The sequence below is a fragment of the Bradyrhizobium campsiandrae genome (assembly GCF_014529705.1).
GTDB classification, from domain to species: Bacteria; Pseudomonadota; Alphaproteobacteria; order Rhizobiales; family Xanthobacteraceae; genus Bradyrhizobium; species Bradyrhizobium campsiandrae.
This window is the reverse complement of record NZ_JAANIH010000006.1, coordinates 36,651-58,155: the sequence shown is the minus strand read 5'-3', so window position 1 is coordinate 58,155 and position 21,505 is coordinate 36,651. Positions and strand designations below refer to the sequence as shown.

Here is a 21,505-nt window from a genome sequence, read left to right as displayed (position 1 = left end):
CGGCCGGCGCTCATCACAGGATGGCCAACGACAAAAACCATCGCGTCTACTGCAGAGCCGACAATCCTCGGCCGCTTCGGACCGACGCGAGCCCTGCCGCGCTCAGTAGGCTTCGTGATGGACCAGCGCCAGCGCAGTCTTCAGGATGATCCTGATGTCGAGCCAGATGCTCCAGTTGCTGACGTACCAGACATCGTATTCGACGCGCTTTTCCATCAGGTCGATGGTCGGTGTCTCGCCACGAAAACCGTTGACCTGGGCCCAACCGGTTAGACCCGGCTTCATGTGGTGCCGATACACGTAGTTGCTGATGAGCTGGTCGTAATAATTGTCGTGGGCCAACGCATGCGGCCGTGGCCCGACCAGCGACATCTCGCCGCGCAGGACGTTCCAGAGCTGCGGTAGCTCGTCAATGCTGGTCCGTCGCAACATGCGACCAACCCGGGTGACCCGCACATCGGACCTCGTCGCCTGCGTCACGGTGTGACCATTCTCCGCCACCGTCATGGAACGGAACTTCCAGATCTGGAAGGGCTTGCCGTTGAACCCGCGTCGGGACTGCTTGAAGATCACGCTGCCCGCCGAGTCCAGCTTGATCATGACCGCGGCCGTCACCAACAGGGGCGCCAGCAGCAGCAGGGCAAACGAGGCAAGGCCAACATCGAGGCAGCGCTTCTGCGCCCGCTCGAACACGGTGAGCGGTGCACGTTGAATCTCGATGGCAACCGTACCGCTGACGGGCTGGAACGGGCGAGAAACGAGATCGGCGATCGGGAAGTCGGGCAGCAGCCGGATCGGCTGCGGGACGACGCGAAGGTGCTGGCTCAGCGGCTGCAGCAGAGGCATTTCGTCCCAGTCGCTCAGAAGAGGAGATTCCTCGACATCGGCCGCGCGCGCCTCCCGCACCACGTCGCGAATCGCGGGATGCCACCCGGCACCGTCTGCGCATGGTCCGAGAACGTAATGCCGCACGACGTTGAAACCGTGCTTGCGCAGATCCTTGAAACGAATTGAGGTGAAATCGAGCGGTTTCAGACTGAGCAGCATGATTTTGCGGTCGACCAGACGGCCCCTGGCGTAGCCCGAATTCAAGGCAATGCGCCACAGCACCCGAAGCCCAGCCAAGGCAATGCCGCCAGTCGCAGCAAACAGCAGCGTGGTTCCGCGCGACAGATCCGCCGACGATTTGAGCAGAAACGCTTCGACCGCGAGTATCGTCAGCGAGACGATCCAGATCGCCAGCGTCTTGCGCAGCTGCCAGACTGCGCCCAGGAGACGATGATGTTCGTAGATGCCCTGGAAGTACGAGATCGTCACGAACACCGCGGCGACGACGAGACCCGCACCAACCGACGAATCCTGCTCGGCCACGAGCAGACGATACAATCCACTCGCCGCGAAATAGCTAAGCAGAAGTGCAAGGAAGTCACCCGCGATCAGAGCGATCTGGAGAGGGCGCTGGAGTGCACTGCGACGGCTCGAGACAGCCGAATAGACGTTGTCCGAACCATAAGTAGCTACAGCCATCCGAACCTCGCTGCCTCGCCACGCACTCGCAGCCGAGAAGTGCAAGCGGTCGATTCAAACTTGCGATGCGTGTTGCGGAATGTCTTAACCAAACAAAGCAACATTGCGGCACTGCAACCAAAAAAACCGATTCGATTTCTGCACTGCGGCGTCTGCATACGTCGGTGATCAAAGCGCGGTCGCGGGTGTGACCTTTGGCTGAGCAACGTGACGCGCTTCGTGCCAATCGCACGCATTTTACGCAACATTGCGCAGATATTTGAACGGTTATTCAACCCTGTTGCTTAAGCGACCCTTAGGGCGGGACCGGCCACACTGATGGTCGGTTCGGGGGAGTTGTGCCGTGAGTACTATCGCCATTTTCAGTCTGTTGATCGGATCGTTGCTCGGGGGTCGCTTCAGAGTTTTCATCCTGCCTCCTGCCATCGTCCTCGGTGCCGCGCTGATCGGCGGGATGTCTGCATGGCAAGGACAGGGACCGGCTCACACGGTCGGCATGATCCTGCTGTTTGCGACGGTGTTGCAGCTTGGTTATTTCTGCGGCGCCATCCTGAGCCGCGCTCGCGTGGTCGGCTATCGTGGCAAGGCCGCACCGTCGTTCGACGGCAGCAGCCTCAGCTGACGAGGCCGGGCCGCAAATCGACGCGCCACCTATCGGCATGGTCATCCGGCAGCCGTCCAAAACGGGACGTTCACATCGCCGTGGACATAAAAACCGCGCTTGCTGAGCCGGATCGGTCGATAGCATATTGACATCCCGGGCGAAGCTCTTTCCAAGAGTTGAACCCCATGATCACGCTCCCTTCCCAGAACTCGCCCCGGCCGAAGCTGCCGAACGGCGTGCGGATCTACGCGCTCACGGACATTCACGGCTGCGCGCATCTGCTCGAGCAGATGTTCGCCGTCATCGATGCCGACATGGCGAACAGCCGCCCCTATCGCGCCATCGAGGTCTTTCTCGGCGACTACATCGATCGCGGACCGGACTCCCGTCGTACCCTCGACCTTCTGATACAGCGCAGCCGGTACCGCAACACGGTCTTTCTCAAGGGCAATCACGAGGCCTATTTCACCGCGATGCTGGACGATCCCTCGCGCGCGGCCGACTGGCTTCAGTTCGGCGGCCTGCAGACCCTGATGTCCTACGGGATCTCAGCGCCTCCAGATCTTGGCGAGGACGAACAGGCCGATCTCGTGCGCGAACTCATCTCGGCGATGCCGCCGCAGCACATCGCGTTCCTGCGCCAGCTGCGGCCGACATTCACATGCGGCGACTTTTTCTTTGTGCATGCGGGCGTTCGTCCCGGAATTCCGCTATCCGAACAGCGTGAGCAGGATCTGCTCTGGATCAGGGACGAATTTCTCCAGAGCAAGAAGCGCTTCGGCAAATACGTCGTGCACGGCCATACGCCGGTACGTCAGGCCGAGTTGCTCGAGAACCGCGCCAATATCGACACCGGAGCCTATGCCACCGGCAACCTGACGCTGCTGTCGATTCAGGGCGACAGCATGCTCGCGATCTAGCGACGCGCCGGCACGCGGCGCGGAACATCAGTTGGGTTGGCTTGATGGTTGCCGGTATTCCGGAAACCGGCTGAGCATCGCCGCCTTCAGGAACTTGAAATGGGCGATCGAGGCCGTGAGCTCTTTGAGCCTGCGCTGGCCGTTCAGGATTTCCCTGTCGAACAGATCCTGGTGGTGATTGTCCAGCGCCTCGCGTTCGAGATATTCGTCATCGCCATTGCCGATGGTCACGGCCGCGCGCGCCAGCACGTCTTCCACCCGGCGGTTCAGGCCGGATTGCTCGCGCTCCGCGGCCTGCAGCGCGTTCTCGATCGCGGCCATGATGGCTTCGATGCGCGTCCGATCGGTTTCGGCGTCGCGCTCGGGCGAGCGTGCACGAAACGTCTGCTCTCCGCCGAAACGGTCTTTCAGGAAATTGTGAGTGCGGGCCCGCAAGAAGAGCTGAAACATGCGTGCATTTCCGGTTCGAGGCACCAGACCGGAAAATGGGCCCTGGATGGTTAATAAAGTTTAAAGCCTGACCGTCCTGTCGCTCCGGCGCGGCCTCTGACCGATCGGAGCGCGTTCAGATCTCGTCCTTCACGGCATCCAGTTCTCGATCGAGCGCCTGCTGCCAGCTCGGCGGCGCAATCCCGGCGCGCTCCCGCAGCCGGGGCCCATCAAGGCGGGAATTGGCGGGCCGCTTCGCCTTCGCGGGAAATTCGTCCGAACGGAGCGGCATGATCTCCTTCACCGCTGACCTGACGACCCTCGCTTGCGGCACGGAAACGATTGCCGTCGCAAAGCCGTGCCAGCTGGTCTCGCCCGCGCAGACCAGATTGACGACGCCACCTCGCGCCTCGAACATACCGCGAAGCTCCTCGTCGTTCCGCGGCAGCATCGCAACCACCGCTTGCGCAATGGCATGGGCACTTGTCGGCGCGCCGATCTGGTCGGCAACGATGCGCAGCTGCTCGCGTTCTCCGGCAAGCCGCACGATGGTCTTGAGAAAATTCGCACCTGACGCAGCGTACACCCAGGACGTCCGCGCGATCACGTGCAGGGAACCGGCCTCGGCGATCGCCAAGTCGCCGGCGAGCTTGCTTTTGCCATACACCGAGAGCGGTCCCGGCGTGCTGTTCTCGCGCCAGGGGCTTTCACCGGATCCGTCGAAGACATAGTCCGTCGAAAAATGCACGAGCGGCACGCCGCGAGGCGCCGCCCATCGGGCGATCGCGGCAGGCGCTTCCGCGTTGACCCGAAAAGCGAGCTCGCGCTCGTCTTCGGCACGATCGACGGCGGTGTAGGCAGCCGGGTTGACGATCAGATGCGGCTTGATCGAGTCCAATCTGTCTGCGAGCTCGTCCGGCCGCGACAGGTCGAACTGTTCCCGCGATGGCGCAACGACGTCGGCTCGTTCGCGAAGCAACGGAAGCAGAGTTCCGCCCACCTGCCCGGCAGCGCCCGTCAGGAGGATCCTCATGTCAAATCTCTCCGTAACGCGGCAGATTCTTCATATCGGCAAGCAATGGCGCATCGGCATCCTTCGGCGACAGCGAGGGATCTGCGAGGCCCCAGTCGATGCCGATCGCCGGGTCATTCCACCGAATGGAGATCTCGTCCTTCGGGCTGTAGAGCGCGTCGCATTTGTAGAAGAAGTCGGCCGTCTCGGAGAGAACGGCAAATCCATGCGCGAATCCGCGTGGAACCCACAATTGCCTGCGGTTGTCCTCGCTCAATTCGACCGCAACGTGACGCCCAAAATTCGGGCTACCGACTCGAACATCGACAGCAACATCCAAGACTCGACCGCGAAGTGCTGAGACCAGCTTGCCCAGCGTGAACGGATTCTGCAGATGCAACCCACGCAACACCCCGTGACGCGAGCGTGACAGATTGTCCTGAACGAACGGCCGCGCAATCCCGCTCTGCGCGTAGCGCTCGAACTGATAAGTCTCCAAGAAAAAGCCGCGTTGATCGCCGAACAGTTTCGGCTCGATGATCAGAACTTCGGGCAGATGCGTCTTGATAACGTTCATTCCAGCGACTTCCGCTTCGCGCACACATCGATGTTGTGCAGCGCACACTATCTGATATTTTCGAACGGGTAAACCGGAGGGACCAATGAAGGGAATCATCCTCGCTGGCGGAACTGGCTCGCGCCTTTATCCTGTCACGACCGTGGTGTCGAAGCAGCTGCTACCGGTTTTCGACAAACCGATGATCTACTATCCGCTGTCAACGTTGATGCTCGCTGGAATTCGCGACATCCTCATCATTTCGACTCCGCAGGACAAGCCGCTGTTCCAACGCCTGCTCGGCGATGGATCGGAGATTGGCGTCAAATTCTCATACGCCACGCAGGAAACACCGCGCGGTCTTGCCGACGCGTTCATCGTTGGCCGCGAATTCGTGGGATCGGATTCCGTCGCTCTTGTTCTCGGCGACAACATCTTCTACGGCCACGGACTTCCGGAAATGCTCGCCAAGGCCGCAGCGCGCAAGAGCGGCGCCACGATCTTCGGCTATGTCGTCGTCTCCCCCGAACAATACGGCGTGGTTGAGCTCGACACTGATGGACGCGCGCGATCGATCGAAGAGAAGCCCAAGCAGCCGAAGTCGAATGTGGCCGTAACCGGGCTTTATTTCTACGACAATGCGGTGGTCGACATCGCCGCAGGGATCAAGCCTTCTGCGCGGGGCGAGATCGAGATCACCGACGTGAACAACGCCTACCTCAAACGCGGCGATCTGTTCGTCGAGGTGCTCGGGCGCGGGTTCGCCTGGCTCGACACCGGCACGCACGCCTCGCTGGTCGAAGCCAGTCATTTCGTCCAGATCCTGGAGCAGCGCCAGGGCTTGCGCATCGCCTGCCCAGAGGAGATCGCATTGCGCCGCGGTTACATCTCCCTCGACGCCTTCACGAAGGTCGCCGAGAAGACCGCCAAGAGCAGCTACGGCCAGTATCTGCATTCGGTGGCCCGCTCCTTCGCCGCTCAAGCCTGAGGTAGATCACCCATGCGTTTCAAAGGCTCCACGATTTTCGTCACGGGCGGTGCGGGTTTCATTGGCTCCGCGGTCGTCCGTCACCTGCTCCGCGACACGCAGGCGCGCGTCGTCAACATCGACAAGCTGACTTATGCGGCAAACCTCGAGTCAATTCCGGATGCCGATGCGAACCCACGCTACACATTCGAGAGGCAATGCATTTGTGAGGCTGCCTCGCTGCGCAAGCTGTTCGAGAAGTACCAGCCGGCCGCGGTGATGAACCTGGCGGCCGAGCGCCATGTCGATCGCTCGATCGACGGCCCCGGCGAATTCATCCAGACCAACATCGTCGGCACCTTCACGCTGCTTCAGGAGGCGCTGCGATACTGGCGGGCGCTATCCTCGGAGCGCCGCTCGCAGGTCCGCTTCCTCCACATCTCGACCGACGAGGTGTTCGGATCGCTCGGCAAGGACGGCTACTTCACCGAAACCACGTCCTATTCACCGAATTCGCCCTACTCGGCGAGCAAGGCGTCGTCCGACCATCTGGTCCGCGCCTGGCGCGAGACCTATGATCTTCCGACGATGGTGACGAACTGCTCGAACAATTACGGGCCTTATCACTTTCCCGAGAAGCTCATTCCCCACATCATCATCAAGGGGCTCGCGGGAGAACCGCTGCCGGTTTACGGCGATGGACAGAACATCCGCGACTGGCTCTACGTCGAGGACCATGCCAAGGCGCTGACGCTTGTGCTCGAGCGCGGTGCGATCGGCGAGACATACAATGTCGGCGGCCGCAACGAGCGCACCAACCTGCACGTCGTGGAAAGCATTTGCGACCTGCTCGACGAGATGTCGCCGCACGCGGCAGGCTCCCGACGTGGCCTCATTTCGTTCGTCGCCGACCGCCCTGGTCACGATCGGCGCTACGCCATCGACGCTTCGAAGCTCGAGCGCGAACTCGGATGGCGGGCGGATGAGAATTTTGAAAGCGGGCTGGCCAAGACCGTTCGCTGGTTCTTCGACAACAGGCCATGGTGGCAAGCCATTCTCGATCGCGGCTACCAGCAGAAGCGCATCGGCCTCGGATAGCCCCCTTTCGCAGGCGGCCACCGTCCCGCAAGAGGGCGGCCGCAGCCCGGCCGCGTCCAATAGAAGACTGGCTAGAGGTAAGGCCGATCCACGCGGCTCTGCGCCATCCAGTCCTTCCACGCGTCTTCATGCTTGGCGTAGAGCTCCAACCAGCGCCGCTCGCCCGGAGCCGGTTGAGGACCAAGCACGATCGATATCATGTCGGTTCGGGTCGGCGCTCTATCAAGCCGTTCGAACTCGGAGGTCTCCTCGGGCGTAAGACCGATCAGAACGCGCCTGCCGCCCCCATCGACGAAATATCGTCGCGGCGCATTATTGCTCCTGACGGTAGCCATGGCGCACCTCTTTCGCGATCGACGGGCGGCTAGGATCAACAGGACACTCCCGAAAGAACCGTGCGTAATCTAGTAAGGACATGAGTGGGGGAACAATGTCGGGAGCGACGTAACCTTGCCGGTTATGGTTACCGTTGCGCGCCCTGCCATCCGTCAACCCCAGTCCGAATGCATGGCGGCTGCGACAAGGCCGGTGCCGCCGCGCCCACGCGCTCAAGGCGATCGTCGTCCCTCGCGTGCCCACGCCCCGCATAACTGACGCGCAAGTCGGCAAAGGCCGAAATCAGCAATGACGCCTGTGTCATGCAGAGCTCCCTCTGCTCGCGGATACTGCCATCTTCGTTCGCTGCACGTCTATTCTCACCCTACAGTAGTCATTACACAACAACGATGATCGCTGATTTTTTCACCAAGGGCGGGAATTCTTGAGCAGCAATGTGCATGCTTCCCGATCGTTTGCATCACCCGATCAGCCAGAGGAAGAATTTCAGCGACAGCAGAATGATGAAATAGGCCCATCCCGCCATTGCGATCAACGCGACGCCGAGAAAAGCGCCTTCGAATGCTCGTTCTCTTATCTTCGCCAGAGGCTTCTCGGACAGCGTTTTTTGAAGCATCTCGATCTTCTTCTATTCGTATCGTTTGCACTGATCATAACCGAACGAATTCGACGATCTCGTGACGACGCGAACGAGAAGCGGCCGATGTTCAAACATGCTCCATCACGATCTCTGTCTTCAACGAATTTTGAATCGATGCGGCAACCAGCGTCGAGCGACGGAACAATATCTCCGAAGACGTCCTTGATCGATGTCCGAAGGGATTCGAGAGATTGCAACTTTCAAGAGAGTCGGTCGAACTGCATGCTCAGATTTGGTCGCCGCGCCTTGCGGCGATCGCGCCACCCTGCGGGCGACATGTCCTGGAGCTGCGGCATTGGGCAGACCGGCACGACATCCACAAAAACCCCGGAGTTGTACGGAGCCCCGGGCGCCGATTTTATCGCGGTAAGGTTGAGCAGTTAGCTTAATCCGCGTTGTTTGTTGCGAAGTCTCACCGATCGCATATCCATTTCCGCACCGGGCTTCCCCCAAGGCCCGGCCCCACCCAAGCAAAGCCGCCGAGCGACATGGGTCCGCTTGGCGGCTTTGTCGTTGTGTCGTTGCAGGAGGATTATTTCGGTTATGGCGCGGAAGCCCTGGTCGTTCAAGGAAGACCGCCGGCTCATGGAGCTGGCGAAATCTTCGACATCGCTGGAGGAAGCGGCAAAGAAGCTCGGAAGATCGCACGACGCCAACAAGAGCATGGCTTTGCGTCACGGCCTGGCGGTGAAATCGACAGCAGACAAGCAGGGCTAGAGACCATACGCCGGGAGAGCGGGAATGGGCGAGACAGGCGATTGTCGCCGGCACGAACTGGATATAGGGGCAGAACGACGCCTTTCCGGCGCCACAGCGCTCTCGATCTCCTCATCCCACGATGCTAGACTTCCCAATTGAACGTCGGTTGTTTCTCGCTGCGGACGATCGCTCGATACCTCGGTGTCCCGCCGAAGATCCGCTGGAGGATTGCACCATGGTGTCCCGTGCTCTCGCCGTAGCTTTGCTCCTGGCCCTGCCCTCGATAGCGTGGGCACAAGGCCCCGTCCGCTTCGGATTTCCCAACGGGGCGCCTGGGTGAGCTTTCGGCTTCGATTGCAGATTCCTGAATTTCCACGAATGCGCCGACTGGGGTTATGATCCCGCGCGCAACTGCCTCCGGAATCCCTACTTCGCTGCGCGCTACCCGACCAATGTCGACAAGGGCTGGTCCTACAATCGACGGTGAGGCCGCAGCTCACGGGCGCCCGCCTGCCGGGGCGACCGGCCTTCTGGGTTGCCCACGGGCTCCCGCTTGCGGATGACGGGAATTCGAGCCCGTGATGAGCGTGAGTTCCAGCGAATGGAACTGCCGGCGCCCCAGCATTATTCCTGAAAGGAGCCGTTAACGGACTGTTGGCCGCTGTAGGCGACCAAACCGGCCCGCGATCGCCTTAAACCGTATTTTAGAGGCTCCAAGGTTAAGGTTATCTCATCCGTTTAACCTTCGCGGGCTGGATGAAAGCAACACGGCCGAGACTCTCGATGGCGGCGCTCGTGCTTGCAGGCATGGCGGCGTTCGCGCTCGCGGGCCACATCGCCGCGACGCGCTTCATCCATGATCAGCAAATGCGTCAGCTCCATGAGTTGACCGAAGTGGTGCTGCACCGGTCGGAACTCGCCGTCGACTTCGCGACGGCAAGCCTTGACGATCTGGCCGGCCGCGGACTTGCGACATGCGCGCCCGCTTCGCTTCAGGCGATCCGACTGCACGTCTACCAACGCTCCGCCGTGAAGGATGTCCGTCTGGTCAATTCCGACGGCTCGGTGATCTGCTCGGCCTATTCCGAGACGCTCGAATTCGACAAAGGCTGGGTCGATCGGGCGGACATGCTCGCGTCGCGCGATTCGAAATTGATGCTGTTTCGCGTCGAGCAGTTCGGTGGTGACGCACTCGGCGTGCTCAGGGACATCGGCGACAAGAAAGCGCTGGTCGCCATTCTCGGCATCAATTCCAGCCTGTTCGACATCATGCCGGCCGAGCTGCGCGCGCACGGCGAGGTGCTGCTCGCACTGAAGAACGGCGCAAGGCTCGGCGAATTCGCGCTCGAGGCCGACAAGGCGCTGACGCATGCGATCGACTTCGAAAAGAGCTCGACGCGTTATCCGCTGCGCGTGATCATCCGCATCGACAAGTCCGTGCTGTCGACATGGAACAGCCAGGCCTACTGGCCCACGATGACGGTTGCGCTCGCGCTCGGTGTCCTGTTCGGCATCCTGCTGTCACGGGCCCGGCGCATGGAAGGGCCGGTTGCCGACCTCGATCGCGCGCTGACGCGCGGCGAATTCAGGCCCTATTTCCAGCCGATCTTCGATCTGCGCACCCGCGAGATCAGAGGCTGTGAGATCCTGGCACGCTGGCTGCGTGAGGACGGCACGGTGGTGCCGCCGATGAACTTCATTCCGCTGGCGGAATCCAGCGGGCGGATCGAAGCCATGACCTGGCAGTTGCTCCACCAGGCGCTGACCGACCTCCAGCCGCAGCTGAAAGCCGACAAGGACTTCAAGCTCTCGTTCAATGTGGTGCCCAGGCATATCCTCGGCGCCGGCTTCGTCGAGACGCTCCGCAGCACCGTCGCTGCGGCACGAGTGTCCGCACGGCAGATCATGATCGAGGTGACCGAGCGCGACGAGCTCGACGATCTGACGCGCGCTGCAGCCGTGGTGGGCGAGCTGCGCGATTACGGCTTTCGCGTTGCCATCGATGACGTCGGCGTCGGCCATAGCGGGCTGTCGCGACTGAAAGGGCTCGGCGCCAACACGATCAAGATCGACAAGTTCTTCGTCGACACCATCACGGCGGACGCCTCGACCACGACCATCGTGGAGATGCTGGTGGCGCTCGCCAGAGATTTCCACATGACCGTGGTAGCGGAAGGCATCGAGACCGAGGAGCAGGTCCGCGCCCTGGTTTCGTGCGGCGTGGGAGAAGGGCAGGGCTACCTCGTTGCAGCGCCTCTACCCTTTGCCGGTTTTTGCGAATTGATGGCGTCGCAGCGCACCGCCGCCGCAATTTCAACTCCGGCTGCCGTCGCCGTGCTGGTCGCCTGACTGATACGGATGGCCCACGTTCGGACGACCGGGCAAGACGCCGCCACCGATACGTCCCCTATGGGGCCACCAGGCGGCTGCAAGCCCGCCACGAAGGGCGCACTCATCACGATGTTATGCGCTCATGGGAGCTGCGCGCCGGCCGAGCGGCTATGATGCCGAAATGCGCCGAAATCATCTCATCGCAGCGGCGGCCATCTGCCTTGCGCTGATCGTCTACGCCACACTGGCCACGCTTGCTGGCAGGCCGGTCCTGCTCGGCCATGCCGAAGCCTATTGGGTCGTCGTCATCGAGCGCTTCAGCGCCTATTGCCTGCTCGGCTTCCTGCTGTCCTTTCTGCTGCCGGGACGCTTCGGGCTGGCTTGCGCATTCGTGGTCGCCGTCGCCATCGGGCTCGAAGTGTTGCAGGCGATGGTGCCCGACCGCGATCCGGCGTTCATCGACGTGCTGCAAAAGGCCGCCGGCGGCTCCCTCGGCGTCATCCTCGCCCAGACCATTCTGGCTTTCCTGCCCAGACCACCGTCCTGACGCGGGCGCGGCCTCGGCGCACATCGCGGCGATGCGCGGCAGATTATTTTGCCATCTGCCCGCGCAGCTCACCACCGGGATTGGCTGCGGTATGAATGTTCGCATACCATTTGCCGGCCAGCAGATCGGCAGCCTGCGCCTCGGTGAGGGTCGCGGTGCCCTGGATCGGACTTTGCGTCGACTTGAACGGCAGCGCGATGCCGGCGTTCTTGCCGGCTTCGCTCGGTCCATGGAAATGCGCGCCGAGCGCCGGCCCGGTCAGACCTGCGTAGGTGACGGTGTAGGTGAGGAGCTTCGTCTCGGTGTCGAACGCCGCCTCGGCCTTGCCCGAGCCGGAACTCGTATTGGGCGGCACTTCGTTGCCGCCCTTGAGTTCCGCATGCAATTTGACGAGTTCGGCCCTGGCCGCCGTCACGAGAAGATGCGGAAGCACAAAAACCAAGGCACCGACCAGGTACACGGCTCTCATCATGGCAACCTCCCAGCCCGGATCCCGTTGGTCCCGACCTGCTCCAGCGTGAAACCCTGGAGGTCGCGCCAAATCCGGCCGACTGATTATGCCTGATTCGAACGACCGCCGCCGAAGCGACGGACCTACACCGCGTCGCGCTTGAAATCCCCTTGATCGGAGATGAAGCCGCGGGACATCTGCCGATGCGTATCGCGGAGCGCCGAGATCGCCTCGTCAAGATCGGATTCGGTGTTGCGAATGCCCTCGAAGAACCGGTTCATCAGGGCGAAGTTCAGCTTGACGCGGGTGTTGCCATCGCGGCTCCTGCGGCGATCGAGCGCCCAATGCAGCGCCTGCACCCGGGCCTCGCCGGCACTACAGCCGCAAAGCATCCCGAGTTCGTCATAAGTCATCCAGATCTGAGGCATGTCCCTGTCCGCCTTTTGTTGTGAGCCTCAACCTAGATTTCACACCTAAAAGCACTCTTGCCGAGGTGCGGGCATCACACGCTTTCGCGCGAACAGCGTCAACGCAATGCTAAAGCTCGGATGAACATCAGGACGCAGGAGGCCTGGCGGGCCCGAACGGAGGCCGTGGCCGCGATCTGCTGTCGAGGCCCTTGGGCAATTTGTCGGCATTGAGCTTCACGACCGCGCATTTGGCGTCGCCTGCAACGGCGTCTTCCTGGCTGTAGATCAGCGTCGCCTCGAACTTGATATCAGGCACCTCCCTCGCCGCCCCCGAGCAGGTCGCCATCGCGCCGGCGCAGAGGCCGGACAGATCGACCTCGACCTCGTCAGGACCGAACACGCTCGGATTGCCCTCGGTATGCCGCTTCACGGTGAGGATGGCGGTGAAGCGCTGCTGATCGACCCGATAGGAGCCGCCATAGGTGAAGAAGCTGTCGCGGCCGGAGATCCGTCCATCGGACAACTCGACAAGCCCCGTGCCTTGACCACGTGGGGTCCTGAACCAGGCAGCGTATTTGCCGTCTCTGAGCATGAACAATATCCGTCGTGAAATTCAAACGTATTTGCGACCAACTGTGGGGCGCGACAATGGCCGACGTGGCGCGCATTGCGCCACGGTTAACGTCCTGCAAAATCAATCCGTCAAATTGCCGGCGCCGCATGCGCGCGCCGCGGTGGCGAGCCTAAAACAGCTCGATGCCGTCATCCGCCGGCGCGACTTCCTCGACCCGGCGTGCGGCCGCGGTCGACGAAAGCCCGAGGGATCGCAGGAATTCGCGGTGGACGTCGCGCTCACGCTCCATCGTGTAGCGCGCGAAGAGATCGTCGAGCAGCGCCTCGTCCTGCGGCTGCGGCCGATGCGTACCTGCGCTTGCGGTCTCGAGGCGTGCCGCGACGGCGGGCAGCGCCGCGGAGCTCTCGCCGAGCGAGCTCATCAAACCCTGCGCCGAGTTCATCAACCCCTCGAACTCCGCTCCTTCGTCCACGAGCCGGCCCATCAGCTTGCCGAGCCGTTCGTTCCCGGTCTCGACCTCGCGCAGCGCCCGAAGGATCTGCGGCTCGAGATTGGCAAGCTGGGTCGGATCACCCTGAACCCGAAGGTCCTTCAATTGGCTGGCGGAGCGCTCAATGCCATCGAGGACGGGCCGCAAGCGCCCGGCGCCCGCCGAGACCTGGTCGGCGGTCGCCTTGAGCTCGTTGGCGATGACGACGAAAGCGCTGCCACGGCTGCCGAGATGGCTCGCCTTGAGACCCGCATTCATGCCGATCAACGTGATATCGACCGTGGCTTCGGCCAAGCCCGCTATCGCTTGGCGAAATTTCGCCAGCGTCTCCTCGACGACCGCCAGCGCCTCGTCGACCGAGCGGCCAGCGCTCTCGCAAGTTGCGATCAGGGTCGAGGCCTGAGCCAGCCGCTGCTTGATACGGGTCAGGAACGACGACGAGGAACCATTCTCGCCGCCGAACAGCGAGCGGCCGTGACCGACGACGCTTCCCGCGTCATTCAGGATCGCCGACAGTGCCCGGATGATCTGACCGATGTCGCCGCTAAACTCGCGCTGGGCGTCCCTGAGCTGGGCCGCCTCAAGCTTGCGGATTGCGTGCGCGCCGTCTTCGCTTGCGACCGCCCCCGGGACGAGGCTCGGCTCCGAGCTGGATGAGAGGCGCAGGCCATGGCAGACATGTTCCAGGCGTTGCCGCGTGCTGTCGCCGGCCTGCAAGGAAATGATCGCGCTGCCGACGGCCTCGGCGATCTTCCGCGTGCTGCCGCTCGCGAGGTCGGCGAGATGGCTGCTCTTGCTGCGCTGGTCACGCAGGCCGGAATAGGCCGCGCCAAGCTCGGCGCTCTCGGCGATCAGTTGATCGCCATAGCGGCTCTCGAGCTCCTTCTGCCGACCCGAGGCGGTGGCAACCGCTTCCGATTGATGCTGCTGGCCCCGCGCGCAGCCCTCGATCGAGCCCTGCACGGCCTTGCCCAGATCGTAAGCTTCCTGCGTGAAGGCGAGAAAGCCCTCGCGATCGCCCTCGAGCGACGCCGCCTCGATCCGCGCGCTACGCGCGATGATGGTGATCATCTGGACATGCTTGAACAGCGGCTTCAGCAGCGCAGATGCCTCGGTCGTGCTCTTTCCGATCATCGCGAGCAGCGCGCTCTCGGCAGGCAGCGCCCGCGCCAGCTCGCTGAGCCGCGCCGCGGTCTCCTGCAGGGCGGTTGCGGCTCCTTCGATCTCCGCGCCGGAGAGTTCGCCGGACAGGGAGGCGAGGCCCAGATTGAGCTCCTTGAACATGATGTGGCCACGACCGAGCTCGTGGCCGACGCGCGCAAACACGTCCTCGATGCGCGACGAGACGTCCTCGACCGCAGCGATGGTCTCAGTCACTTTGCCGGTCGAAATGGCGGTCATCGCGCTAAGCCCGCCACCACCGGCCCGGCCTGGGACCAGTGCATGATCTCGCGCGAAATGTGGTGCAGCGGAACCACCTTCTCGACCCCGCCATGGGCGATGGCTTCCTTGGGCATGCCGAACACCACACAGCTCTCTTCGTCCTGCGCGCGGGTCGCGGCGCCGAGCTTGCGCATCTCCAGCATGCCGCGTGCGCCATCGTCGCCCATGCCGGTCATGATGACCCCGAGCGCATTGGCGCCGGCATGCTGGGCCGCGGAGCGAAACAGCACATCGGCTGAGGGACGATGCCGCGACACCGGCGGGCCGTCCTTGAGCGCGACCTGGTAGCGGGGGCCGATGCGCTGGACCAGCATGTGGTGGGCGCCCGGCGCGATATACGCGCAGCCCGGCAATACCGGCTCGCGATCCTCCGCTTCCTTGACGCGGATCTGGCAAACGCTGTCGAGACGCCTGGCGAAGGCAGCCGTGAAGCCAGCCGGCATATGTTGCACGATCAGGATGGGAGGACAGTTCGCCGGCAGCATTTCGAGAACGTCGTTGAGCGCCTCCGTGCCCCCGGTCGATGCCCCGATGCACACGATGCGCTCGGTCGTCGGTCGAACCTTGCCTTGCACCGGCGGCGGGATGATAGCGTCCGCCGTCAGCTTCTTCTCGATCGCCCGTCGCTCCGCGCGCGGCCGCACGCGCGCGCGCGCTGCCGATTTCACGGCTTCGCGCAGCCGCGTCGAGCACTCGAGCAAGGCCTGTCTCGTGTCGATCTTCGGCTTCGGCACGATGTCGACGGCGCCGGCCTCGAATGCCTCGAACATCACGTTCGAGCCCTCCTCGGTAAGCGAAGAACAAATGATCACGGGGATCGGACGCTGCGCCATGATCTTGCGCAGGAACGTCATGCCGTCCATGCGCGGCATCTCGAGATCGAGAATCATGACGTCGGGGATTTCGTCCTGCAGACGCCGCGCCGCTACGAACGGATCGGACGCCGTCGCCATCACCTCGATGTCGGGATCGTCATTGAGGATCGTCTGAAGGATTTGGCGCACCGACGCCGAATCGTCCACGATCAGTACGCGAACTTTCTCCCTCGGCATGATGACATGTGCTCCCGGTCAGACCTGGAAAATGGTCGGCTGAACCTGCTTCAAGCCTGGAACGGCACTGTGTATCATCGATTCGGAATGTCCGACCAGCAGATATCCTCCCGGCCGAAGGTGGCTGCAGAGCTGTTCGACGACCTTTCGCTGCGTCGGCTTGTCGAAATAGATCAGCACGTTGCGGCAGAAGATCATGTCGACATCCCGGTCGACGGGATAGGACGGATCCATCAGGTTCATCCGCATGAAATGCGTCATGCGCCGCAATTCCGGAACCACCCGCACCTCGCCGCGCGATTTGTCGCGCGAGGAGAGAAAATACCGCTTCACGAACGGCTCCGGCACGGGCGCCAGCACGTCGCGGGTGTAGATCGCGGTCTTGGCGAGGCGCAGCACCGCGGTCGAGATGTCGGTTCCGAGGATGCGATACTGGAATCGCGATCCGCTCCGCGCCATGTCGTCCAGCACCATGGCGATGGTGTAGGCCTCCATGCCGGTGGAGCTCGCCGAGCTCCAGACTTTCAGATTCGCGTTTCTGCGGCCGTGCGACTTGAGCAGCGACGGGATGGCGATCTCCCGCATGAAGTCGAAGTGCTGCGGCTCGCGGAAGAAATCGGTCTTGTTGGTCGTCACCACATCGATCAGATGGGTGAGCTCGGTCTCGAAATGATCGGCCTCGAACAAATTGTCGACATAGTCGTTCAGGTCGGAGAAATTCAGCGCGCGCACCCGCTTGTGCAGGCGCCCCTCCAGCATCAGCCGCTTGCCCTGCGGCAGCTTGATGCCGACCTGGCCCTCGATCAATTCGGCAATGGTCCGGAAATGACGGTCCGACAGGTGCACGTCCGTATCCTGCACGGCGGGGATCATGGCCGCCAGCCTCGGCCCCGAAGGCCCGCACGCAATGAATGTCGGGCCAGACGGGCCATATTGAATCCTACGCGTTTACGCGACAACAGAAGATGGATAGGTCCACCCCGGAAGCGAGGTGGACCTATCCTTCGAAAATCTCAGCGCTGAAAATCGGCGTCCCGATCATCCTCGCCGTCGTTCAAGTCAAAAGCAAAGCCGCCGCCGCCCGCCACCTTCATCGCGCGCGCCGGCTTTGACTGCGGTTTCTTGGCGGGACGTTCAGTCGCCGCCATGGTTGCAGCCTTGGCACGGAGCTGATTGACGGCGCGGTCGATCGGCGCCGCAGCAGGATTCCTTCCGCCATGCTCGATACGGAAATAGGCGATCGTCGACTGAAGCTGCTCGGCCTGCGAGGCAAGCTCCTCCGACGTGGAGGATACCTGCTCGGAGGCGCTGGCGTTCTGCTGTCCGACCTTGTCGAGCTGCTGGATGGCCTGGTTGATCTGGGCCGAACCGACGTCCTGCTCACGGCAGGCCGCGGTGATCTCCTCGACCAGCTCGGCGGTCTTCTTGATGTCGGGAACGAGTTTGGCGAGCATGGAGCCGGCCTCCTGCGCGACCTTGACGGTGTCGGCCGAAAGCGTGCCGATCTCGGCTGCGGCGGCCTGGCTGCGCTCGGCAAGCTTGCGTACTTCGGAGGCAACCACCGCAAAGCCCTTGCCGTGCTCGCCGGCGCGCGCGGCCTCGACCGCCGCGTTGAGCGCGAGCAGATCGGTCTGGCGGGCAATCTCTTGCACGATGGTGATCTTCTCGGCGATGGTCTGCATCGCGTTGACGGCACGCCCGACGGCCGCACCGCTCGCCTCCGCATCCTTGGCGGACTGGGCCGCGATCTTCTCGGTCTGGTTGGCGTTGTCGGCGTTCTGTTTCACGTTGGACGCCATCTCCTCCATCGAGGAGGATGCTTCTTCGGCGGAAGAGGCCTGCTCGGTCGCGCCTTGCGAGAGCTGCTCGGCGCTCGCCGACAGCTCCTGGCTGCCCGCGGAGACGTTCTGGGCCGCCGTCAGCGCTTCCGCGACGATCTGGCGGAGCTTCTCGATCATGCGCTCGAGTGCCAGGCCAAGCGTATCCTTGTCCGACAGGGGCTTGGCTTCGATGGTGAGATTGCCTTGGGCGATCTCGTTGGCGACCGCCGCGGTTGCGTTCAGGTTCACCGTCATCGCCGTCAACGATTTGACGAGGTCGCCGACCTCGTCATTGCTCGAGACCTCGATCTTGTGGCTGAGATCGCCGATTGCGACCGCATCCGCGAGGTTAACGGCGCGGCTCAGTCCGCGGCTGATGTTCAGCGCGATCCAGGTCGCGGCGACCACGGCCACCAGCAATGACGCCAGGACGAGGCTGATCAGCATCAGCTGGGCGCGAGCACCGTCCTCCCTGGCCTGCTCCGAACGATCCGCCATCAGCTTTCGCAGAAAGACGACGTATTCGTCCAGCGCCGCCGTCGACTCGACGACCGCCTTGCGAACCTCCACGGTCGACAGCTCGACCGCCTTTGCCCTGTCGGCTTTTGCCAGGTGCAGCGCCTGATCCTCGACGCTGTTCATGTGCGCGTAGGCTCCGGAGAATTTGTCGAGAATTTTCTTGCCGTTCTCGGTGGCAACGGCGTGAACCTCGTCCCTAGCCTGCATCATTTTCGCGCGAAGGCTGCCAATCTCGGTGTTGAAACGGTCCACCTCGCTGTCTGAGCTCGCCAGCAGCGCGTTCTTTTCAGCGCGCACCTGCTGCAGGATCAACTCCTTCAACTGACTGGCTTTGTCCAGGCGTCCTGCCGCCGCCGTCAGAACCTCGGTCGTCGCAGCCATATCGGTCAGTTTGACGTAGCCGACTGCACCCGCGATGGCGGACAGCAGAATGACGAGGCCGAAGGCACTCGCAAGCTTCGCTTTGACGGTGAATCTCATTTTTCTTGCTCGTTATCTTGGCGTGAAAGGGGTTGCTACGCTTGGCGACGCTTTGCTGCTACGCGTTCAGGCGGGGCAGGATGAGTCAACAGACGCTTCGCGCCCCTCGGGAAATTCATCACTGGCCATCAGCTTCGCGAGATCGAAGATGACGACGAACTTCTCGCCCTTGCGGCCGATGCCGGCGGCATAGTCGGACTGCCATTTTCCACCCACTTCGGGGATCGGCTCGATCGCCTGCTCGTCGATATCAGTCACCTCGAACACGCAATCGGCAACGAAGCCGACGCCGACGAGGCGGTCCTTCATCGGCACGTCGAGGATGATGATGCGGGTTGCCTCGGTGGCGGCAGCGGCCGCCAGACCGAGCTTGGTCCGGAGATCCACGATGGGGTAGCCGGCGCCGCGAACGTCGATCATGCCGAGCAGGAAATTCGGCGCATGCGGCAGGCGCGAGATCGGCCGCATGTCGAGAATTTCCCGCACGTTGCGGATGCTGATGCCGAACGTCTCGCCGGCGAGCCCGAGCGTCAGATATTGCGAGGTTGCGGCCATGATATAGTCCACCCGGTCACGAGATTTCGAGAAGGCCGCCCGACCGCGAGGTCGGGCCGCCGGCTAACGCTGAAACTCCGCATCGCGATCGTCGTCGGCATCGTTCATGTCGAAGGCAAAGCCGCCGCCATTGGCCGCCTTGAGCGCACGCGCCGGCTGCCTCACGGCCGCAGGCTTCTTCGCGCCGCGATCGGCCACGGCCATGTGTGCGGCCTTGGCACGGAGCTGGCCTACCGCGCGATCGATCGGCCCAGCCGCAGCCTTTTCCCTGTGCGCCGCCTGCTCGATCCGGAAGAACGATATCGTCGACTGGAGCTGCTCGGCCTGCGAGGCGAGTTCTTCCGAAGTCGACGACACCTGCTCGGAGGCACTGGCGTTCTGCTGGCCGACCTTGTCGAGCTGCTGGATCGCCTGGTTGATCTGCGAGGAACCGACATCCTGCTCGCGGCAGGCGGCGGTGATCTCCTGCACGAGCTCGGCGGTCTTCTTGATGTCGGGCACGAGCTTGGCCAGCATGCCGCCGGCCTCCTGCGCGACCTTGACGGTCTCCGTCGACAACGTACCGATCTCGGCGGCCGCGGCCTGGCTGCGCTCGGCGAGCTTGCGCACCTCGGAGGCGACAACCGCAAAGCCCTTGCCGTGCTCGCCGGCGCGCGCGGCCTCGACGGCCGCGTTGAGCGCGAGCAGGTCGGTCTGGCGGGCGATCTCCTGCACGATGGTGATCTTCTCGGCGATGGTCTGCATCGCGTTGACGGCGCGACCCACGGCGGCGCCGCTGGCTTCCGCGTCCCTGGCCGATTGCGCGGCGATCTGCTCCGTCTGGTTGGCGTTGTCGGCATTCTGCTTCACGTTGGAGGCCATCTCCTCCATCGAGGACGACGCCTCTTCCGCAGAGGAGGCCTGCTCGGTCGCGCCTTGCGACAGCTGCTCGGCGCTGGCGGAGAGCTCCTGGCTGCCGGCCGAAACGTTCTGGGCCGCCGTGATTGCTTCGGTGACGATCTGCCTGAGCTTTTCGACCATGGTCTCCAGCGCGATGCCCAGCTTGTCCTTGTCGGAAATGCGCTTGGCTTCGACCATGAGATTGCCCCGCGCGATCTCGTTGGCGACCTCCGCATTGGTGTTCAGGCTCGCGATCATCCGCTCCAGGGCGATGCCCAACGTGTCCTTGTCGGACAGACGCTTGGCTTCCACGGCTAGGTTGCCCAGCGCGACCTCGTTGGCGATCGCGGCCGTCGCGTTGAGATTTGCGGTCATCCCATTCAGCGACCTGACGCGATCACCGACCTCGTCGTTGCTCTTGACGTCGATCGTCTGACTGAGATCGCCGCTTGCGACCGCATTCGCCAGCCCGACGGCCTTCGTCAACGCGCGGCTGATGCTGAGCGCAATCAGGGTCGCAGCAGCGGCGCCGATGAGCAAGGAGGCGATCAGGATGCTCAAGAGCAGCATCTGGGCGTGGCTGCTCTCCACCCGCGACTGTTCAGCCCGCTCGTCCATCAGCTTCTTGAGGAAGCCGACATATTCATCGAGGCTCTTCGATGCCTCGGCGACGGCCTTGCGAACCGGTCCGGTCGATTGCTCCAGAGCCTTGGCCTTGTCGGATCGCGCGAAGTTAAGGGACTCGTCCGGGGCGGCATTCACGTCGCGGTAAAGCGGCGAGAACCGGACGGGCATCTTCTTTCCGGGTTCGGGGGCGGTCGCGTAGATGTCATCCTTCGTCTTGAGCAGGTCCTCGCGAATCTTGCGTACCTCACCGGCGTAGCGCTCGACGTCGCTGTCTGACTGCGCCAGGATCGCGTTCTTTTCGGCGCGGATTTGAAGCAGCAGATCCTTCTGCAACTCGTCGGCCTTCGCCGATCGTCCGGCGGCTCCAATCAGCACCTCGGTGGAGTTGGCCATATCGGCGAGCTTCAGATAGGCGACGCCACCCGCGATCATGGAGAGGAGCAGGACGGCACCAAAAGCAGTCGCCAGCTTTGCTTTGACGGTGAAGCGCATATTTCAGAACCTTCGGGCCAGGCCCGGATTGATGTTGGAATTCGCGA

General features: G+C 62.8%; 22 protein-coding genes. 7 read left to right on the top strand and 15 right to left on the bottom strand.

Going from position 1 to position 21,505, the window contains the following annotated elements:
• Positions 1-102: 102 nt before the first annotated feature.
• On the bottom strand, positions 103-1,527 hold the full coding sequence (locus G8O24_RS06185; protein ID WP_188097525.1) for an undecaprenyl-phosphate glucose phosphotransferase: 1,425 nt from the start codon (positions 1,525-1,527) through the stop codon (positions 103-105).
• 343 nt (positions 1,528-1,870) lie between these two features.
• Between G8O24_RS06185 and G8O24_RS06180 the strand changes: the two genes are divergently transcribed.
• Both G8O24_RS06180 and G8O24_RS06175 read left to right on the top strand, forming a co-directional pair.
• A complete protein-coding gene (locus tag G8O24_RS06180) occupies positions 1,871-2,149 on the top strand; it encodes a hypothetical protein (RefSeq protein ID WP_188097523.1) in 279 nt (92 codons plus the stop codon).
• Between the two features lie 167 nt (positions 2,150-2,316).
• Positions 2,317-3,051: a metallophosphoesterase family protein gene (locus tag G8O24_RS06175; protein ID WP_188097521.1), complete on the top strand. Its 735-nt coding sequence runs from the start codon at positions 2,317-2,319 to the stop codon at positions 3,049-3,051.
• 27 nt (positions 3,052-3,078) lie between these two features.
• Here G8O24_RS06175 and G8O24_RS06170 read toward each other — a convergent pair whose 3' ends face one another.
• The 3 genes from G8O24_RS06170 to rfbC form a co-directional block, all read right to left on the bottom strand.
• Entirely contained in the window at positions 3,079-3,501 is a 423-nt protein-coding gene (locus tag G8O24_RS06170; RefSeq protein WP_188097519.1) for a hypothetical protein, read from the bottom strand.
• A gap of 115 nt (positions 3,502-3,616) precedes the next feature.
• Positions 3,617-4,513: a dTDP-4-dehydrorhamnose reductase gene (gene rfbD, locus G8O24_RS06165; protein ID WP_188097516.1), complete on the bottom strand. Its 897-nt coding sequence runs from the start codon at positions 4,511-4,513 to the stop codon at positions 3,617-3,619.
• Position 4,514: 1 nt separating this feature from the next.
• Positions 4,515-5,069: a dTDP-4-dehydrorhamnose 3,5-epimerase gene (gene rfbC, locus G8O24_RS06160; RefSeq protein ID WP_188097690.1), complete on the bottom strand. Its 555-nt coding sequence runs from the start codon at positions 5,067-5,069 to the stop codon at positions 4,515-4,517.
• An 85-nt stretch (positions 5,070-5,154) separates the two neighbouring features.
• Here rfbC and rfbA point away from each other — a divergent pair, with 85 nt between their 5' ends.
• Together rfbA and rfbB are read left to right on the top strand one after the other, a co-directional pair.
• Positions 5,155-6,036 carry a glucose-1-phosphate thymidylyltransferase RfbA gene (gene rfbA / locus G8O24_RS06155; protein ID WP_188097514.1) on the top strand — a complete coding sequence of 294 codons (882 nt, stop codon included), beginning with the start codon at positions 5,155-5,157 and terminating at the stop codon, positions 6,034-6,036.
• Between the two features lie 12 nt (positions 6,037-6,048).
• Positions 6,049-7,113 (top strand): dTDP-glucose 4,6-dehydratase, encoded by a 1,065-nt coding sequence (gene rfbB, locus G8O24_RS06150; RefSeq protein ID WP_188097512.1) that lies wholly within the window; start codon positions 6,049-6,051, stop codon positions 7,111-7,113.
• Between the two features lie 71 nt (positions 7,114-7,184).
• Here rfbB and G8O24_RS06145 read toward each other — a convergent pair whose 3' ends face one another.
• On the bottom strand, positions 7,185-7,448 hold the full coding sequence (locus G8O24_RS06145) for a hypothetical protein (protein ID WP_188097510.1): 264 nt from the start codon (positions 7,446-7,448) through the stop codon (positions 7,185-7,187).
• A gap of 461 nt (positions 7,449-7,909) precedes the next feature.
• Positions 7,910-8,065, bottom strand: coding sequence for a hypothetical protein (locus G8O24_RS06140; protein ID WP_188097508.1), 156 nt, complete (start codon positions 8,063-8,065; stop codon positions 7,910-7,912).
• Positions 8,066-8,632: 567 nt separating this feature from the next.
• Between G8O24_RS06140 and G8O24_RS06135 the strand changes: the two genes are divergently transcribed.
• The 3 genes from G8O24_RS06135 to G8O24_RS06125 all read left to right on the top strand — a co-directional run bounded on the left by G8O24_RS06135 (position 8,633) and on the right by G8O24_RS06125 (position 11,666).
• Positions 8,633-8,806, top strand: a complete 174-nt coding sequence (locus G8O24_RS06135; RefSeq protein ID WP_188097506.1) for a hypothetical protein — start codon at positions 8,633-8,635, stop codon at positions 8,804-8,806.
• A gap of 765 nt (positions 8,807-9,571) precedes the next feature.
• Positions 9,572-11,137, top strand: a complete 1,566-nt coding sequence (locus G8O24_RS06130; protein WP_244645758.1) for an EAL domain-containing protein — start codon at positions 9,572-9,574, stop codon at positions 11,135-11,137.
• A gap of 163 nt (positions 11,138-11,300) precedes the next feature.
• Positions 11,301-11,666, top strand: coding sequence for a VanZ family protein (locus G8O24_RS06125; RefSeq protein ID WP_188097502.1), 366 nt, complete (start codon positions 11,301-11,303; stop codon positions 11,664-11,666).
• A 43-nt stretch (positions 11,667-11,709) separates the two neighbouring features.
• On the opposite strand, the gene G8O24_RS06120 is transcribed toward G8O24_RS06125, so the two are convergent.
• The 9 genes from G8O24_RS06120 to G8O24_RS06080 all read right to left on the bottom strand — a co-directional run bounded on the left by G8O24_RS06120 (position 11,710) and on the right by G8O24_RS06080 (position 21,458).
• On the bottom strand, positions 11,710-12,138 hold the full coding sequence (locus G8O24_RS06120; RefSeq protein ID WP_188097500.1) for a CHRD domain-containing protein: 429 nt from the start codon (positions 12,136-12,138) through the stop codon (positions 11,710-11,712).
• 122 nt (positions 12,139-12,260) lie between these two features.
• Positions 12,261-12,545 (bottom strand): hypothetical protein, encoded by a 285-nt coding sequence (locus tag G8O24_RS06115; RefSeq protein ID WP_188097498.1) that lies wholly within the window; start codon positions 12,543-12,545, stop codon positions 12,261-12,263.
• Positions 12,546-12,672: 127 nt separating this feature from the next.
• Complete coding sequence (locus G8O24_RS06110; RefSeq protein WP_188097497.1) at positions 12,673-13,119, bottom strand: hypothetical protein; 447 nt, start codon at positions 13,117-13,119, stop codon at positions 12,673-12,675.
• A gap of 151 nt (positions 13,120-13,270) precedes the next feature.
• Positions 13,271-14,992 (bottom strand): chemotaxis protein, encoded by a 1,722-nt coding sequence (locus G8O24_RS06105; protein ID WP_188097495.1) that lies wholly within the window; start codon positions 14,990-14,992, stop codon positions 13,271-13,273.
• On the bottom strand, positions 14,989-16,086 hold the full coding sequence (locus tag G8O24_RS06100; RefSeq protein ID WP_188097493.1) for a protein-glutamate methylesterase/protein-glutamine glutaminase: 1,098 nt from the start codon (positions 16,084-16,086) through the stop codon (positions 14,989-14,991). The genes G8O24_RS06105 and G8O24_RS06100 overlap by 4 nt, the downstream gene beginning before the upstream one ends.
• An 18-nt stretch (positions 16,087-16,104) precedes the next feature.
• Positions 16,105-16,959: a CheR family methyltransferase gene (locus G8O24_RS06095; RefSeq protein ID WP_188097492.1), complete on the bottom strand. Its 855-nt coding sequence runs from the start codon at positions 16,957-16,959 to the stop codon at positions 16,105-16,107.
• Positions 16,960-17,099: 140 nt separating this feature from the next.
• Entirely contained in the window at positions 17,100-18,905 is a 1,806-nt protein-coding gene (locus tag G8O24_RS06090; protein ID WP_188097490.1) for a methyl-accepting chemotaxis protein, read from the bottom strand.
• A 66-nt stretch (positions 18,906-18,971) separates the two neighbouring features.
• Positions 18,972-19,460, bottom strand: coding sequence for a chemotaxis protein CheW (locus G8O24_RS06085; RefSeq protein WP_188097488.1), 489 nt, complete (start codon positions 19,458-19,460; stop codon positions 18,972-18,974).
• A gap of 63 nt (positions 19,461-19,523) precedes the next feature.
• Positions 19,524-21,458, bottom strand: coding sequence for a methyl-accepting chemotaxis protein (locus G8O24_RS06080; protein ID WP_188097487.1), 1,935 nt, complete (start codon positions 21,456-21,458; stop codon positions 19,524-19,526).
• Between the last annotated feature and the right edge of the window lie 47 nt (positions 21,459-21,505).